The organism is Streptomyces sp. NBC_01451, from assembly GCF_036227485.1.
Classification (GTDB): Bacteria; Actinomycetota; Actinomycetes; order Streptomycetales; family Streptomycetaceae; genus Streptomyces.
Map to the genome: position 1 here is coordinate 6,689,633 of NZ_CP109479.1, position 15,260 is coordinate 6,704,892.

At 70.2% G+C, this 15,260-nt stretch carries 12 protein-coding genes; 5 read left to right on the top strand and 7 right to left on the bottom strand.

What is annotated here, in order from left to right; all coding sequences use genetic code 11:
* Positions 1–64 precede the first annotated feature (64 nt).
* A complete protein-coding gene (locus OG595_RS29385) occupies positions 65–1,276 on the top strand; it encodes an ROK family protein (protein WP_329277164.1) in 1,212 nt (403 codons plus the stop codon).
* A 473-nt stretch (positions 1,277–1,749) separates the two neighbouring features.
* Positions 1,750–4,497, top strand: coding sequence for a pyruvate, phosphate dikinase (ppdK, locus tag OG595_RS29390; RefSeq protein ID WP_443073171.1), 2,748 nt, complete (start codon positions 1,750–1,752; stop codon positions 4,495–4,497).
* A 355-nt stretch (positions 4,498–4,852) separates the two neighbouring features.
* Here ppdK and OG595_RS29395 read toward each other — a convergent pair whose 3' ends face one another.
* The 4 genes from OG595_RS29395 to OG595_RS29410 form a co-directional block, all read right to left on the bottom strand.
* Positions 4,853–5,149, bottom strand: a complete 297-nt coding sequence (locus tag OG595_RS29395) for a hypothetical protein (RefSeq protein ID WP_329277168.1) — start codon at positions 5,147–5,149, stop codon at positions 4,853–4,855.
* A 212-nt stretch (positions 5,150–5,361) separates the two neighbouring features.
* On the bottom strand, positions 5,362–5,967 hold the full coding sequence (locus OG595_RS29400) for a hypothetical protein (RefSeq protein WP_329277170.1): 606 nt from the start codon (positions 5,965–5,967) through the stop codon (positions 5,362–5,364).
* 66 nt (positions 5,968–6,033) lie between these two features.
* Positions 6,034–7,194, bottom strand: coding sequence for an alkaline phosphatase PhoX (locus tag OG595_RS29405; protein WP_329283303.1), 1,161 nt, complete (start codon positions 7,192–7,194; stop codon positions 6,034–6,036).
* 93 nt (positions 7,195–7,287) lie between these two features.
* The gene (locus tag OG595_RS29410; protein WP_329277171.1) at positions 7,288–8,265 is read right to left on the bottom strand and encodes a DMT family transporter; all 978 of its coding nucleotides are present in this window, start codon (positions 8,263–8,265) and stop codon (positions 7,288–7,290) included.
* A 40-nt stretch (positions 8,266–8,305) separates the two neighbouring features.
* Here OG595_RS29410 and OG595_RS29415 point away from each other — a divergent pair, with 40 nt between their 5' ends.
* The 3 genes from OG595_RS29415 (at position 8,306) to OG595_RS29425 (ending at position 10,901) form a co-directional block, all read left to right on the top strand.
* Positions 8,306–8,830: a MarR family winged helix-turn-helix transcriptional regulator gene (locus OG595_RS29415; RefSeq protein WP_329277172.1), complete on the top strand. Its 525-nt coding sequence runs from the start codon at positions 8,306–8,308 to the stop codon at positions 8,828–8,830.
* Positions 8,831–9,063: 233 nt separating this feature from the next.
* Entirely contained in the window at positions 9,064–9,837 is a 774-nt protein-coding gene (locus OG595_RS29420) for an SAM-dependent methyltransferase (RefSeq protein ID WP_329283305.1), read from the top strand.
* Positions 9,838–9,974: 137 nt separating this feature from the next.
* Positions 9,975–10,901, top strand: coding sequence for an oxidoreductase (locus OG595_RS29425; RefSeq protein WP_329277174.1), 927 nt, complete (start codon positions 9,975–9,977; stop codon positions 10,899–10,901).
* 62 nt (positions 10,902–10,963) lie between these two features.
* Here the strand turns inward: OG595_RS29425 and nirD are convergent, their stop codons facing one another.
* The 3 genes from nirD to OG595_RS29440 are packed head-to-tail and all read right to left on the bottom strand — an operon-like array spanning position 10,964 to position 15,218.
* Positions 10,964–11,338 carry a nitrite reductase small subunit NirD gene (nirD, locus tag OG595_RS29430; RefSeq protein ID WP_329277176.1) on the bottom strand — a complete coding sequence of 125 codons (375 nt, stop codon included), beginning with the start codon at positions 11,336–11,338 and terminating at the stop codon, positions 10,964–10,966.
* The gene (gene nirB / locus OG595_RS29435) at positions 11,335–13,953 is read right to left on the bottom strand and encodes a nitrite reductase large subunit NirB (protein ID WP_329277178.1); all 2,619 of its coding nucleotides are present in this window, start codon (positions 13,951–13,953) and stop codon (positions 11,335–11,337) included. Before nirB ends, nirD begins: the two co-directional genes overlap by 4 nt.
* A complete protein-coding gene (locus OG595_RS29440) occupies positions 13,953–15,218 on the bottom strand; it encodes an NAD(P)/FAD-dependent oxidoreductase (RefSeq protein WP_329277180.1) in 1,266 nt (421 codons plus the stop codon). Before OG595_RS29440 ends, nirB begins: the two co-directional genes overlap by 1 nt.
* Positions 15,219–15,260: the final 42 nt, after the last annotated feature.

The following is a 15,260-nucleotide window of genomic DNA, read 5'->3' on the forward strand; positions in this document are numbered from 1 at the left end:
TACGTCTATTTAACACGCATAACTCAATATGTAATGCAAGCTTGAGAAACACAAGGGGGTGCGCATGAGTGGTCGCGCTCAGGCGAGCGCCGGCGATCTGCTCGAACTGGTACGCAGCGGACGCGCCACGACTCGCGGTGCCCTGCAACAGGTGACGGGTCTCTCACGCGCGACGGTCGGCCACCGGCTGGACCGGCTGTTCCGCGCGGGCTGGCTGCGCGAGGGCGCCTCGGGCCCGGTCGACTCGCCGCTCGGCGGCCGTCCGTCGATCACCCTGGAGTTCGACGACGCCCACGCCGTCGTCCTCGCCGCCGACCTCGACACCCGTCACGCCCGCGCCGCCGTTCTCACCCTCACGGGTGAACTTCTCGCGGAGCACTCGGGCACGCTGGCGGTCGACGACGGCCCGGAGGTCGTACTCGGCGAACTCGGCCGCTGGTTCGCGGAGCTCCTGACGAAGGCCGGCCACCGCCCGTCCGAGGTCTGCGGCATCGGCCTCGCGGTACCGGGCCCGGTCGACACGGACACCGGCCGCGTCGTCCAGCCGCCGATCATGCCCGGCTGGGACGGCTACGACATAAGGGCCCGCCTGGCCCGCGCCTTCGCCGAACACACGGGCGAGCCGACCGCGGTGAGGGTCCCGGTGCTGGTCGACAACGACGCCAACCTCATGGCGTACGGCGAGCAGCGCACCGGCTACCCCGACTGCTCGGCCTTCGTCCTGGTGAAGGTCTCGACGGGCATCGGCGCGGGCGTGGTGGTCGGCGGTTCGGTGTTCCGGGGCATCGACGGCGGCGCCGGGGACATCGGGCACATCCGCGTCCCGCAGGGCGCCGAGGCGCTGTGCCGGTGCGGGTCGTACGGCTGCCTGGCGGCCATCGCGAGCGGTGGCGCCGTCGCCCGCCGCCTCGCCGAGACCGGGGTGCCGGCGGCGTCCGGCTCGGACGTACGGGACCTGCTCGCGGCCGGGCACCCGGGGGCGCTCGCGCTCGCGCGGGAGGCGGGCCGGAGCGTGGGGGACGTACTGGCGACGGTGGTGACGCTGCTCAACCCCGGCGTGCTGATGATCGCGGGCGACCTGGCCGGCACGCCGTTCCTGACGGGCGTACGGGAGCTGCTGTACCAGCGGGCGCTGCCGCGCTCGACCGCTCATCTGGACGTGGTGACGTCGAGGCTGGGGGAGCGGGCGGGGCTGGTGGGGGCCGGGGCGATGGTCGTGGAGCACCTCTACGCGCCGGAGCGGGTGGAGGAGCGGCTGACGGCGCTCGGAGTGTGAACCGGTGCGAGCCCGTGCGAGCCGGTGCGAGTGGGCGTGAGCCGGTGGGGGGCGGCGGGGGCCTGTGACAGGGGTGTTTCCCTTTCGGGTCGGTGTCCGCATGGTGAAATCCCGGCGACCGGGAGTGCGTGATTCTCGCCACCCCTGATAGGGGTTGCGCTCAGATGAGCGGATCATGAGCGACTGCACTTCTCAAAGGGTGGCACTGAGTGCCACCCTTTGATCGTTCATCGATGGAACTCAGGCGTGCCGTAGACCGCTCACCTGAGCGACAAAATGCGCATGAGGCGATGAGTGTCTTCAAGAAGTGAAAACATACCGCTCCCGCTGCTTGCCAAGCTTTGACTTTGGATCTGCTGGCTGACTGCTGGTTACAGGCACATGACGCACAAGTGGACGTACCCAGATGCCTTCGATCTGGGTATGTTCCTGGCCGTCAGGGCAGCCACCGCGTCCTCAAGGAGTTGGGACCCGTGTCGGAAAACAAAGATCCCCACGTAGCTCAGCCGGGCAACAGCGTTGAGGACGTGAAGTTCGTTTACGACTTCACCGAGGGCAACAAGGACCTCAAGGACCTTCTCGGCGGCAAAGGTGCCAACCTCGCCGAGATGACCAATCTGGGCCTTCCGGTGCCTCCGGGCTTCACGATCACCACCGAGGCCTGCAAGACGTACCTCGACAGCGGCGACGAGCCGGCGGCACTGCGTGACGAGGTGAGCGCGCACCTCGCGGCCCTCGAAGCGGCGATGGGCAAAAAGCTCGGCCAGGCCGACGACCCCCTCCTCGTGTCCGTCCGCTCCGGGGCCAAGTTCTCGATGCCGGGCATGATGGACACGGTGCTGAACATCGGCCTCTCCGACAAGTCGGTCCAGGGCCTCGCCAAGCAGGCCGGTGACGAGCGCTTCGCGTGGGACTCCTACCGCCGCCTCATCCAGATGTTCGGCAAGACGGTCCTCGGCGTCGAGGGAGAGCTGTTCGAGGACGCGCTGGACGCGGCGAAGACGGCCAAGAAGGTCGCGGTCGACACGGAGTTGGAGGCCGCGGACCTCAAGAAGCTGGTCGCCAGGTTCAAGAAGATCGTCAAGACCGAGGCGGGCCGCGACTTCCCGCAGGACCCGCGCGAGCAGATGGACCTCGCGATCCACGCGGTGTTCGACTCGTGGAACACGGACCGCGCCAAGCTCTACCGCCGCCAGGAACGCATCCCGGGCGACCTCGGCACGGCGGTCAACGTCTGTTCGATGGTCTTCGGCAACCTGGGCCCGGACTCGGGCACGGGCGTCGCCTTCACCCGCGACCCGGCCAGCGGTCACGAGGGCGTGTACGGCGACTACCTGCAGAATGCGCAGGGCGAGGACGTCGTGGCGGGCATCCGCAACACGGTCCCGCTCGCGGAGCTGGAGCAGATCGACAAGAAGTCGTACGACCAGCTGATGCAGATCATGCAGACCCTGGAGAACCACTACAAGGATCTCTGCGACATCGAGTTCACCATCGAACGCGGCCAGTTGTGGATGCTCCAGACCCGCGTCGGCAAGCGCACGGCGGGCGCGGCCTTCCGGATCGCCACGCAGCTCGTCGACCAGGGCCTCATCGACGAGGCGGAGGCGCTCCAGCGCGTCACCGGCGCCCAGCTGGCCCAGTTGATGTTCCCGCGCTTCGACGACCAGGCGAAGGTCAAGCAGGTCGGCCGGGGCATCGCGGCCTCGCCGGGTGCGGCGGTCGGCAAGGCGGTGTTCGACTCCTACACCGCGGTGAAGTGGTCGCGTTCGGGCGAGAAGGTCATCCTGGTCCGCCGGGAGACCAACCCCGACGACCTCGACGGCATGATCGCGGCCGAGGGCATTCTGACCAGCCGTGGCGGCAAGACGTCCCACGCCGCCGTGGTCGCGCGTGGGATGGGCAAGACGTGCGTGTGCGGCGCGGAGGAGCTGGAGGTCGACACGAAGCGGCGCCGGATGACCGTCCCCGGCGGTCACGTCGTGGAGGAGGGCGACCTCATCTCCATCGACGGTTCGAGCGGCAAGGTGTACCTGGGCGAGGTCCCGGTCGTGCCGTCCCCCGTGGTGGAGTACTTCGAGGGCCGGATGCACGCGGGCGCCAACGACGCCGACGAACTGGTCGAGGCGGTCCACCGGATCATGGCCTTCGCGGACCGGAAGCGTCGCCTGCGTGTCCGGGCCAACGCGGACAACGCCGAGGACGCGATGCGCGCGCGGCGGTTCGGTGCCCAGGGCATCGGCCTGTGCCGTACGGAGCACATGTTCCTCGGTGACCGGCGCGAGCTGGTGGAACGCCTGATCCTGGCCGACACGGACGTCGAGCGCGAGGAGTCCCTGAAGGCGCTTCTCCCGCTCCAGAAGCAGGACTTCGTGGAACTGTTCTCGGCGATGGACGGCCTGCCGGTGACGGTCCGTCTCCTCGACCCGCCGCTGCACGAGTTCCTGCCGGACATCACGGAGCTGTCCGTACGGGTGGCCCTCGCCGAGTCCCGCAAGGACCCGCACGAGAACGACCTGCGCCTGCTCCAGGCGGTGCACCGCCTGCACGAGCAGAACCCGATGCTGGGGCTCAGGGGTGTGCGCCTGGGTCTGGTGATCCCGGGGCTGTTCACCATGCAGGTACGGGCGATCGCGGAGGCGGTGGCCGAGCGCAGGAACGCCAAGGGCGACCCGCGCGCCGAGATCATGATCCCGCTGGTGGGCACCGTCCAGGAGCTGGAGATCGTGCGCGACGAGGCCGAGCAGGTCATCGCCGAGGTCATCGAACAGACCGGTGTGGACCTGAAGCTGGCGCTCGGCACGATGATCGAACTGCCGCGCGCGGCTCTCACGGCGGGGCAGATCGCGGAGGCCGCCGAGTTCTTCTCGTTCGGCACGAACGACCTGACCCAGACGGTGTGGGGCTTCAGCCGGGACGACGTGGAGGCCTCCTTCTTCACGGCGTACCTGGAGAAGGGCATCTTCGGAGTCTCCCCGTTCGAGACGATCGACCGCGACGGCGTCGGCGCCCTGGTCAAGCTGGCGGTCGAGGCGGGCCGCGCGACCCGCCCCGACCTGAAGCTGGGCGTGTGCGGCGAACACGGCGGCGACCCGGAGTCGGTCCACTTCTTCCACGAGGTCGGCCTGGACTACGTCAGCTGCTCACCGTTCCGGATCCCGGTCGCCAGGCTGGAGGCGGGCCGCGCGGCTTCGTCCTCGACGGGAAGCGACCACCGGTAGGGCCGCGCCCCTGAGGCCCACCAGAGGCTCCAGAGAGCCCCGGAGACGCCGGAACCGCCGCCCTGCCACCCCGACCCTCAGCGGCACGGCAGCGGCTCCGGAGCACGAGAGAGGGCGGCACCCCTGTGCGGGGGGTGCCGCCCTCTCGCTGTTCGTGTACGTCCTCATGCCGACGCGTGATCCGTACACCCGTCGCCCCACCACCCGAACTCGGCGGGACCGACAACCCGCGAGCCGGCCTGTGCCGCCAGTCGGGCGGCCCGCTCGTCGTCCCCGAACTCCGCCGGCGGCACGCGCGACAGGGAGCCTGACGCGTGTCCTACGCGCTGAGGCGGCGCGACGTCACCTCGTGCGCTCACCCCGAGAACGTGTGATATCTGGCCAGGCAGATCAGCGACGCGTCGTACACCGACAGGGTCCGCTGATACGTGGACACCTGGCCGACCCCGACCGCCCCCCACACAAGACCCGCCACGACGAATCCCAGGCCGATCAGGACCCCGTCCGTCACCGCGACGAAGATGCCGAACGCGATCATCAACAGCACCGCCCAGAACCTCGGGTCCACCTCGTTCGGCGGTGCGAACTTACGCCGGTTCGGCGACTCCGCCGGCAGATCCTGCCAGTACCCGCGCAGTAGCTGCACGTTCACGGAGCCGCACCTCGGACACTGCATTACCAACTCCCGCCATCCACAAGACACTTGGCGGCAGATTGGCCAGCCGGGGTCGCGACGGCAAGGACTACCGCCCAGTGTGTGAGTGAGGGCACAGGCCGCACACCGCATGAGCCCCGCCGGCAACAGGCGGAGCGCATGTGTGCACGTCAGAACACGGAGCGCAGCGGGAAGCCGTGACCGCACGCTCAGGAGTAGACCATCGGGCACCCCCGTCTGAGCGAGTGCTGGGCCGCGCGCAGGTACAGGGCGACGTAGAAGGCGGCGTCCAGATCCTCGCCCCACGGCCCCGGACGGGTCGCCGACAGTTCCTTCGCCTCGCCGTCCCGGAACCAGCTCGTCAGGTCCAGGTTGTCGCACATCTCCGGGGCCTCGGGCGGCAGTTCGACCGCCGTCGCCAACTTCTGGGCGATCGCCAGGACTTGCGGGGCGCCCGCGATCACCGTCGAGTCGGAGTAGGACGACTCGACCGGCAACTCGATCTCCTCGTCCAGGGACACCGGCACCAGTACGTCCCAGCCGCAGATCAGATCCGTCTCCGCCTCCGAGAGGTGCGCCCCGCACAGCGTGAGGAAGCTCTTCATGGGCGGGACCAGTTTCTCCTCGAAGGACCGGCCCGAGCCGCGTACGAAGTCCGCCGTCGCGGGCACGGAGTCGTACCGCGGCAGGCCGCGGCGGACCAGCTCCGCGTTCAGGCCCGCGGCGATCTCCGCCCGCCCACCACCCTCCTCGTCCTCCTCCTCACCCTCACCGAACCAGTCCTCCGCACCGACATCGACCAGGTAAACGCCCATGACCGCAACGTACTGCGCACCACTGACATCGGCGCCGGTGCGCAGTACGGGCGACGGCCGCGGTGCCTACGAGCGGAACGGGCCCGTCACCTCGTACGTGATCCCGCCCGAGGAACTGCCGCTCGTGCCGCGCTGGCTGGAGAAGTACAGGCGGCTGCCGTCGGGGGAGAAGGCCGGGCCCGTGATCTCCGAGCCCGACTGGCCGTCGACGCGCAGGAACGGGGCGACCACGTCGTCCGGTGTGATCAGGCAGATCTCCATGTTGCCGCCGTCCTCCGCCACGAACAGGTCGCCGGATGAGGTGCCGGTGATGTTGTCGACTCCGGTCAAGGGGGCCGTGCCCGACGTGACCAGGGAGTCGTCGTACGCCAACTCGTACGTGTTCGTCAGCAGGTTGAGCTGCCAGACCCGGTTGTCGCCCTTGGTGGTGAACCAGACCTTGTCGTCGGCGTAGTAGCAACCCTCGCCGCCGTTGAAGGACTTGGAGCCGGAGACCTGGGTGCGGGTGGTGGTCGGGGAGCCGTCCGGGTCGGGGATCGTGGTCCAGGTGTACGAGCCAGAGGTCGCCGTGCCGGCCACCAGGACCTGGAGGGTGCCGGCCGACAGGTCGCCCCAGGTCGTGGGAACGAAGCGGTAGAGGCGGCCGTTCGTCTCGTCCTCCGTCAGGTAGACGACCTTGCGGACCGGGTCCGCTGCCGCCGCCTCGTGCTTGAAGCGGCCCATCGCGGGGCGCTGCGTCGCCGCGGTCGTGCCCCACGGGTCGGTCTCGTAGACGTACCCCAGCGACACCTCCTCGCAGGACAGCCACGTGTTCCAGGGGGTGCGCCCACCCGCGCAGTTCTGGCGCGTGCCCGACAGGATGCGGTACGCGGCGGTGATGGCGCCCGTCGACGAGAACTTCACCGCGCTCGCGCCGCCAGACGGGTTGATCTCCGAGTTGGAGACGTAGATCCAGCCCGTGCCGTCGGCGTAACAGGCGCCGCCGTCCGGGGCGTTGTGCCAGGTGTACGACGTTCCGGTGACCGTCTGGCCCGAGCGGGCGACGACCCTGCTGGTGAAGCCGGCGGGGAGTCTGATGCCGTTGGCGTCGGGTGCGGCGAGGGCTCCGTACGGGCCCGTGCCCGGCTGGGCGGGGGCCGCGTGGGCGGCGCCGCGCCACAGGGTGCCGCCGAAGACGGCCGCCGAGCCGCCGATGACGGCGGCGCGCAGAAGGGTACGGCGTTCCACGTGTGCGTTCACTCGTGCGTCCACTCTCGCTCCAAAGGGGGGTGGCGTGACGTGCGGTGACGTCAGGGACCCTAGGGCGGCGGGATGGAATTGTCATGTACGCGCGGTGTCGCCTTGGCGGTCGTTCGCTGCCGTACCGCGAGACGGCCGGACGGCTGATCGTGGACGCTGCCGGTCGACATGCCCGTCGATGCGCAGGTCGGCATGCCGGTCGGTGTGCCTGGTCGCACGCCTGGGTCGACCGAGGGTGACGCCCGCCAGTACCAGGGCCAGTCCGCACAGTTGCTGGACCGTCAGTACCTCTCCGGCGAGTGCCGTGCCCAACAGCACGCCCGTGACGGGGTTGAGGAGCCCGATCAGTCCCACGGTGCCTGCGGGCAGGTGCCGCAGTCCGGTGAACCAGACGGTGAAGGCCAGCGCGGTGGCGATCAGGGCGACGTAGCAGAAGGCGAGGAGCGTGGGCGGGGGCAGGGCGGGCGGGGCGCCCTCCACCACTGCGGCGACCGGCAGCAGGAACAGGCCCCCGGCGGTGAGCTGCCAGGCGGTCGTGGCGATCATGTCGGCGTCGCCGCTCCACCGTTTGGTGAGGATGTGGCCGAAGGACGACACGAGTACGGCCGCCGCCGCGGCGAGGATTCCCGCCACGCTCGCCGCCCCCGCCCCGCCGAGCAGCATCAGGCAGACGCCGGCGAGCCCGATCACGGCACCGGCCAGGTGCGCGGGCCGGGGCCGCTCGGACACCAGGGGCCATGCGATGAACATCATCGTCAGCGGAGACGCCGCCATGACGGTCGACGCGACGCTCGTCGGCAGCAGTTGGGAGGAGACGTAGACGAGGGCGAAGAACACGCTCACGTTGACCAGGCCCAGTACGGCGGACCGCCACCACCACGCACCCCGGGGCCGTCGCCTGCGCAGAGCCAGCAGGGCGAGTCCGGCGGGCAGCGCCCGCAGCGCGGCCCCGTACAGCGGGCGATCCATCGGGAGGAACTCGCGGGTGACGAAGTAGTTGGCCCCCCAGGCCACCGGCGCGACCGCGGTCAGTGCCACCCAGCGTGCATTGGCTTCCATGGAAGACATTATAGCTTCCAGGGAAGCTAATATGGGAGTCATGGAAGAACCGCAGAGGGCGGACCGCGTGGCCCGCATCCAGGACGAGTGGCGCCGTGAACGCCTGGAGATCGACATCGCGCCACAAGGGGTGATCGGCCGGCTGCACCGGCTGGCGGACCGCCTCAGCGAGGAACTCCGCCTCGTCTACGGGCGCTACGGCCTGAGCGAGGGGGAGTTCGACGTCCTGTGCGCCCTGCGGCGCGCGGGCGAGCCGTACGAACGGGCACCCGGTGAACTGGCCGCGCACACCATGGTCACCACCGGTGCGATGACGAAGCGGATCGATCGCCTGGAACAGGCCGGACTCGTCACCCGCCGCCGGTCCGACGACGACCAGCGGGGGCGGATCGTCGCCCTCACCGCACCCGGACGGGACCTCATCGACCGGGCGTTCACCGACCACATGCGCAACGAGCGGCGTCTGCTGGACCTCCTGCCGCCCGCCGAGGCCTCGGCGCTCGAAGAACTGCTGAAGACGTGGCTCTCCCGCATGGAGTATCAGGCCCCTGCCGACGGCGGCTGACCCCGACACGCACGCCTGCGCGCAGCGGGCGCCGGATGGCCGGAACCCTGCGGTGCGTGGGCGCGGATCTTCACAACTCCGTTGCGGCGAAGGCCAGTTCACCTACGTTGGTGCCTGATGATCACCATCACCACGACGCAGGAGGCGCTGCCGTGTTGGACGACGACCCCACCCCCTCGGCCGACCCCACCCCCTCGGCCGGTACCGGCACCGGTGCTCGGCCACGGGCGCACATCGACACCTCCAAGCCGCACTCGGCCCGTTTCTGGAACTACTTCGTCGGCGGCAAGGACAACTACGAGGTCGACCGGGAGATCGGCGACCAGATCAAGGGGATCTTCCCCGGTCTCGTCGATGTCGCGGTCACCAGCAGGCACTTCCTGGGACGCGCCGTCCGCTACCTCGCCGACGAGCAGGGCGTACGCCAGTTCCTGGACGTCGGCACCGGGCTGCCGACCGCCGACAACACCCACGAGGTCGCGCAGCGAGCCGCCCCGGACGCCCGGATCGTGTACGTCGACAACGACCCCGTCGTGCTGGCCCACGCGGACGCCCTGCTCGGCAGCACCCCCGAGGGCCGGACCGTCTACCTCAACGCCGATCTGTACGCCCCCGAGACCATCCTCGAAGCGGCTGCCGACACCCTCGACCTCTCCCGGCCGGTCGCGCTGATGATCCTCAACACGCTCGGCCATGTCGCCGACCACGACCAGGCGCGCGACCTGGTGGGCCGCCTGATGGCGGGCCTGCCGTCGGGCAGCCATCTGGTGATCAGCGACAGCACCGCCACCAGCGAGGGCATGATCGCCGCGTCGAAGGCCTACAACGCGAGCGGCGCCGTGCCGTACTACGTAAGAAGCGTCGCGGAGATCGCCGCCTTCTTCGACGGCCTCGACCTGGCGGACCCGGGCGTGGTCCAGGTGCCCGAGTGGCGCCCGGACCTCCGGGGCCCGGCCGGTCCCGCCGTGTCCGTCGACGCCTACTGCGGAGTGGGCCGCAAGCCCTGACGCACAGAGCCGGGAACTGGCCATGGGGGCCGATCCGGCGCAGTCTGGGACGCGTATCCGGATCCGGACACGTGTCCGGACACGTAGCTGTGTCCGCCGGACCCGTCGGACTCGTCGCTCATGGAGGTATCCCGAACATGCCGGGCTGGAACACGCAGGACATCCCCGACCAGAGCGGTCGCATCGCCGTCGTCACCGGTGCCAACAGTGGTCTCGGGTACGTCACCGCGCGGGAGTTGGCGCGCAAGGGGGCGCGGGTGGTGCTCGCGTGCCGGAGCGAGGCGCGCGGGAACGAGGCGGTCGGGCGGCTGCTGGCCGAAGTACCGGACGCCATCGCCGAGTTCTGGCCGCTCGACCTCGGGGACCTGGGCTCCGTACGGGAGTTCGCGGACGAGCTCCCGTACGAGCGGCTCGATCTTCTCGTCAACAACGCGGGCGTGATGGCGTTGCCGTACGGGACGACGGCGGACGGGTTCGAGACGCAGTTCGGGGTCAACCACCTCGGGCACTTCGCCCTCACCGGCCTGCTGTTCCCGAGGATGCTCGGCACGTCCGGCGCCCGGATCGTGAACCTCTCCAGCGGCGCCCACGCACTCGGCAACATCGACATCGACGACCTCAACAGCGAGCGCAAATACCGGCGTTGGACCGCGTACGGGCGTTCCAAGACGGCCAACCTGCTCTTCACGCACGAGCTGGCGCGCAGGCTGGACGCGATCGGCTCGGGTGTCGTGGTCGCCGCCGCGCATCCCGGGTACGCCGACACCAACCTCCAGACCGCCGCGGCGAAGATGGAGGGCCGCAAGGGCGCCGAGCGGTTCATGGAGATCGGCAACCGGTACTTCGCCCAGTCCGCCGAGGCGGGCGCCCTGCCCACGCTGTACGCGGCCACCGCGCCCGGCGTACGGCCCGACGCGTTCATCGGCCCGAAGCTCCTTGGCTGGCGCGGCTCGCCCGCGAGGTCCTGGCGGGCTTCCTGGACGCTCAACGACCGTGCGGGGGAACGCCTTTGGGCCGCCTCCGAGCAGCTCACCGGGGTGACGTACGAGGGCCTGAAGGAATGAGTGCGAGCGGTGCCCCGGCCAGTGGAGGCCGGGGCACCGCTCGCACTCGTCGCCCGGGTGTGTCAGGCGGCGGCGCGCACCTCGTACGCCCGCACGGCCACCGTCTCGTCGTCCAGGCAGCGGCCCGACTCCAGGTCGAAGCGCTGCTTCAGCAGCGGGGAGGCGACGTACGGGCGGCCCTGGTGGGTGCCGGTCAGGCCGCGGGAGAGGACCGCCGCGCCGCCGAACGGGTCCCGGTTGTCGATGGCGTACAGGCTGCCCGCGCGGTCGCGGAAGACGGCCGCCTGGCGGCCGTCCGGCAGCAGGGCCGCCACGCCGCGGCCCGGCAGCAGGAGGCTCAGGTCGCAGACCGTGAACCAGTCGCCTTCGGCGCCGTCGGCGCTGTCGCCGATCCGCAGTTGGACCTTCAGGTCGGTCGTCTCGGGTGCCAGGGTCATCGCTGGGCACTTCCTTCCAGGACGTCATCGGCGGGGCGCAGGCCGATGGACAGCAACGGCAGGTCGGGCTTGATCTGGTCGCGCTCGGGGACGAAGCCGACGACCGGGTCGGGAGTGTCCGGCGCGTTCACGAAGGACACGAACCGGGCGAGCTTCTCGGGGTCGTTGATGGTGTCGGCCCACTCGTCGCGGTAGTGGGCGACATGCGCGGTCATCAGCGACTCCAGCTCCTCGCAGATGCCGAGCGAGTCCTCCACGACCACGTCGCGTACGTGGTCCAGGCCGCCGGGGAGCCGCTCCAGCCAGGTCGACGTGCGCTCCAGCCGGTCCGCCGTGCGGATGTAGAACATCAGGAACCGGTCGATCAGCCTGATCAGTTCGGCGTCGTTCAGGTCCTGGGCCAGCAGGTCCGCGTGGCGTGGGGTCGCGCCGCCGTTGCCGCCGACGTACAGGTTCCAGCCGCCCGAGGTGGCGATGATGCCGAAGTCCTTGGACTGGGCCTCGGCGCACTCACGGGCGCAGCCCGACACCGCCGACTTGAGCTTGTGCGGCGACCTGAGCCCCCGGTAGCGCAGCTCCAGGTCGATCGCCATCCGGACCGAGTCCTGGACGCCGTAGCGGCACCAGGTCTGGCCGACGCAGGACTTCACCGTACGGAGTGACTTGCCGTAGGCGTGCCCGGACTCGAAGCCGGCGTCCACCAACCGCGTCCAGATCAGCGGGAGTTGTTCCACCCGTGCGCCGAACATGTCGATCCGCTGACCGCCGGTGATCTTCGTGTAGAGGCCGAAGTCTCGGGCGATCTCGCCGATGACGATCAGACCCTCCGGGGTGATCTCACCGCCGGGGATGCGCGGGACGACCGAGTACGAGCCGTTCTTCTGCAGGTTGGCGAGGAAGTGGTCGTTGGTGTCCTGCAGGGTGGCCTGCTCGCCGTCCAGGACGTAGACGTCGGCACCGATCGTCGGGGCGAGGGAGGCGATGATCGAGGCCACCGCCGGCTTGCAGATCTCGCAGCCGTCGCCGCCCCTGGCGTTGTCGCGGCCGTAGCGGTCCAGCAGGTCCTGGTAGGTGTTGATGCGCAGCGCGAGGACGATCTCGTACAGCTCCTCGCGGGTCTGCGAGAAGCAGCCGCACAGGCCCTTGTCGACGACGACACCGCTCGCCTCCAGCTCGGCGGTGACGAGCTGGCCGAGGACCTTGACGCAACTGCCGCACGTCGTACCGGCCTTGGTGCACTTCTTCACCTCGGGCACGGTGGTGCAGTTGTGCTCGGTGACCGCGCCGCGGATCGTGCCCTTGGTGACGTTGTTGCAGGAGCAGATGATCGCGGCGTCCGGCAGCGCGGTCGGGCCGAGCTGGACCGGGCCGCCGGCGCCCGCCGGGAGCACCAGGGACTCGGGGGAGACCGGCGGGACCGTACCGGTGAACGCGCGCAGGGTGCCGTACGCCTCCGCGTCGCCGACGAGGATGCCGCCGAGCAGCTTGCCGTCGCGGCCGATGACGAGCTTCTTGTACAGGCCCGAGCGGGAGTCGGAGTAGACGACGTCCAGGCAGTCCTCGGTGGCGCCGTGCGCGTCGCCGAAGGACGCCACGTCCACGCCGAGCAGCTTCAGCTTGGTGGAGAGGTCGGCGCCGGTGAACGTCAGCTCCTCGGCCTCCTCGTCCGCGGCGATGGCGGCGGCGGCCGTCTCCGCCTGCTCGTATCCGGGGGCGACCAGGCCGTACACCCGGCCGTCGGAGGCCAGCGCGCACTCGCCGATCGCGAAGACGTGCGGGTCGCTGACCGTGCGGCACTGTTCGTCGACCGCGATGCCGCCGCGCTCGCCGACCGTGAGGCCCGACTCGCGGGCCAGCTGGTCGCGGGGGCGGACACCGGCGCTGAACACCACCAGGTCGGTGGCGAGTTCGGAACCGTCGGACAGCTTCATACCGGTGACCGCGCCGTCCTCGCCGACGACGATCTCCTGGGTGCCGACGCCCGTGTGGACGGACAGGCCCATGTCCTCGATGGTGCGCAGCAGCGCGGCGCCGCCGCCCTCGTCGACCTGCACCGGCATCAGGCGCGGCGCGAACTCGACGATGTGGGAGGTGAGTCCGAGGCCCTTCAGCGCACCGGCCGCCTCAAGTCCGAGCAGACCACCGCCGACCACGGCACCCGTCGTACGGGTGCTCGCGTACTCCTCGATGGCGAGGAGGTCCTCGATGGTCCGGTAGACGAAGCAGCCCTTGGCGTCCTTGTTGGGGACCGGCGGCACAAAGGGGTAGGAGCCGGTGGCGAGGACGAGGACGTCGTAGTCGACGACCAGCCCGGAGCGCGAGGTCACCCGCTTCGCCTCGCGGTCGATGGTCTCCGCCGGGTCACCGATGTGCAGCTCGATGCCCTCCCGCTCGATGAACGCCATGTCGGTCATCGACAGGTCCTCGGGCGTCTTGCCCGAGAAGTACGAGGTCAGCGCCACGCGGTCGTATGCCGGGCGCGGCTCCTCGCACAGCACGACCACGCGGTGCGCGGCGGTCAGGCCACGCTCGGCGAGGGCTTCGAGGAAGCGCTGGCCGACCATTCCGTGGCCGACGAGCACGATCGTGGGGGTGGCCCCATCAGCGGCGGTCATTAGGAGCCTCCATCGTTGGTGAGCAGGTGGAGCAGTGGACCGCCGTCAGTGGGGAGCGGCTCTGCTCCCTCCCAGGCGCGTGCGAGGGCGCCGACGGTGCCGAGTTCGCCGACGAGCACCCCGCCGACCAGCCGGTCGTCGCGGACGACGACCTTGCGGTAGGTGCCCCGGGTGGCGTCGGCGAGCTGGATGACGTCGTCGCCGGGGCGGGGGGTCGGCTCGCCGAAGGCGGCGAGATCGAAGGGGTTGCCGGTGTCGGCGGTGAAGTCGGTGAGGGTGAGCCGGGTGAGGGCCCTGGTGCCGGTGTAGCGGGCGGCGGAACCACCGGAGGTACCCGCCTCACCCGTCTCGCTCGCGATCAACTCGGCCAGTACTTCGGCCTGTTCGAGGGCGGGGGTGGCAAGCCCGTAGATCGTTCCCTGGTGCTGGGCGCAGTCTCCGAGGGCCCGGATGTGCGGGTCGGAGGTGCGGAGTTCGTCGTCGACGAGGATGCCCTTGTGCACGGCGAGTCCCGCGTCGCGCGCGAGCCCCACCCTGGGGTGGACACCGCAGGCCAGTACGACGAGGTCGGCGTCCAGGGTGTAGTGGTCGGCCATCTCGACCGAGCGGACCCTGCCGCCCACGCAGCGCACGTTCCGCACGCGGCACTCGGTGTGCACCTCGACGCCCAGGTCGTTGAGGTGGCGAAGCACCAACGACGAGGCTCCGGGGTCGAGCTGACGTTCCATCAGCCGCTCGGCCTGCTGGGCCAGCACGACCTGCGCACCGCGTACGGCGAGGGCGCGGGCCGCGGACACACCGAGGAGCCCGCCGCCGATGACGACGGCCCGGGACCCCGGACGTACGTCCTTGGACAGCCCCAGGCAGTCGTCCATGGTGCGGAACGCGTGGACGCCTTCGGGGAGTTCGTGATCCGGCGTGAACAGCCCACGCAGGGGCGGGAGTACAGGGTTCGACCCGGTCGCCAGCACCAGCGTGTCGTATGCGATCACCGATCCGTCGGAGCAGTGCACGGTCCGGTCGGCGCGGTCGATGTGCTCGGCCCGGGCCCGGACCAGCCGGTCCGGCGTCGGCAGGGCGATCACCTCGGGTGCGTACCGCCCGGCGAGAACCTCGGCGAGCAGCACCCTGTTGTACGGGCGGTGCTCCTCCTCGCCGACGAGCACGACGTCCGAGGCGGACAGGCCGAGCTCGCCGAGCCGCCGGGCGAGCCGTACGCCCGCGAGCCCGGCGCCGATCACCACCACACGCGCATTCGAGGTCATGTACTGCAGCGTGCGTTGCCGGTGTTACCCGGCCGCATCACG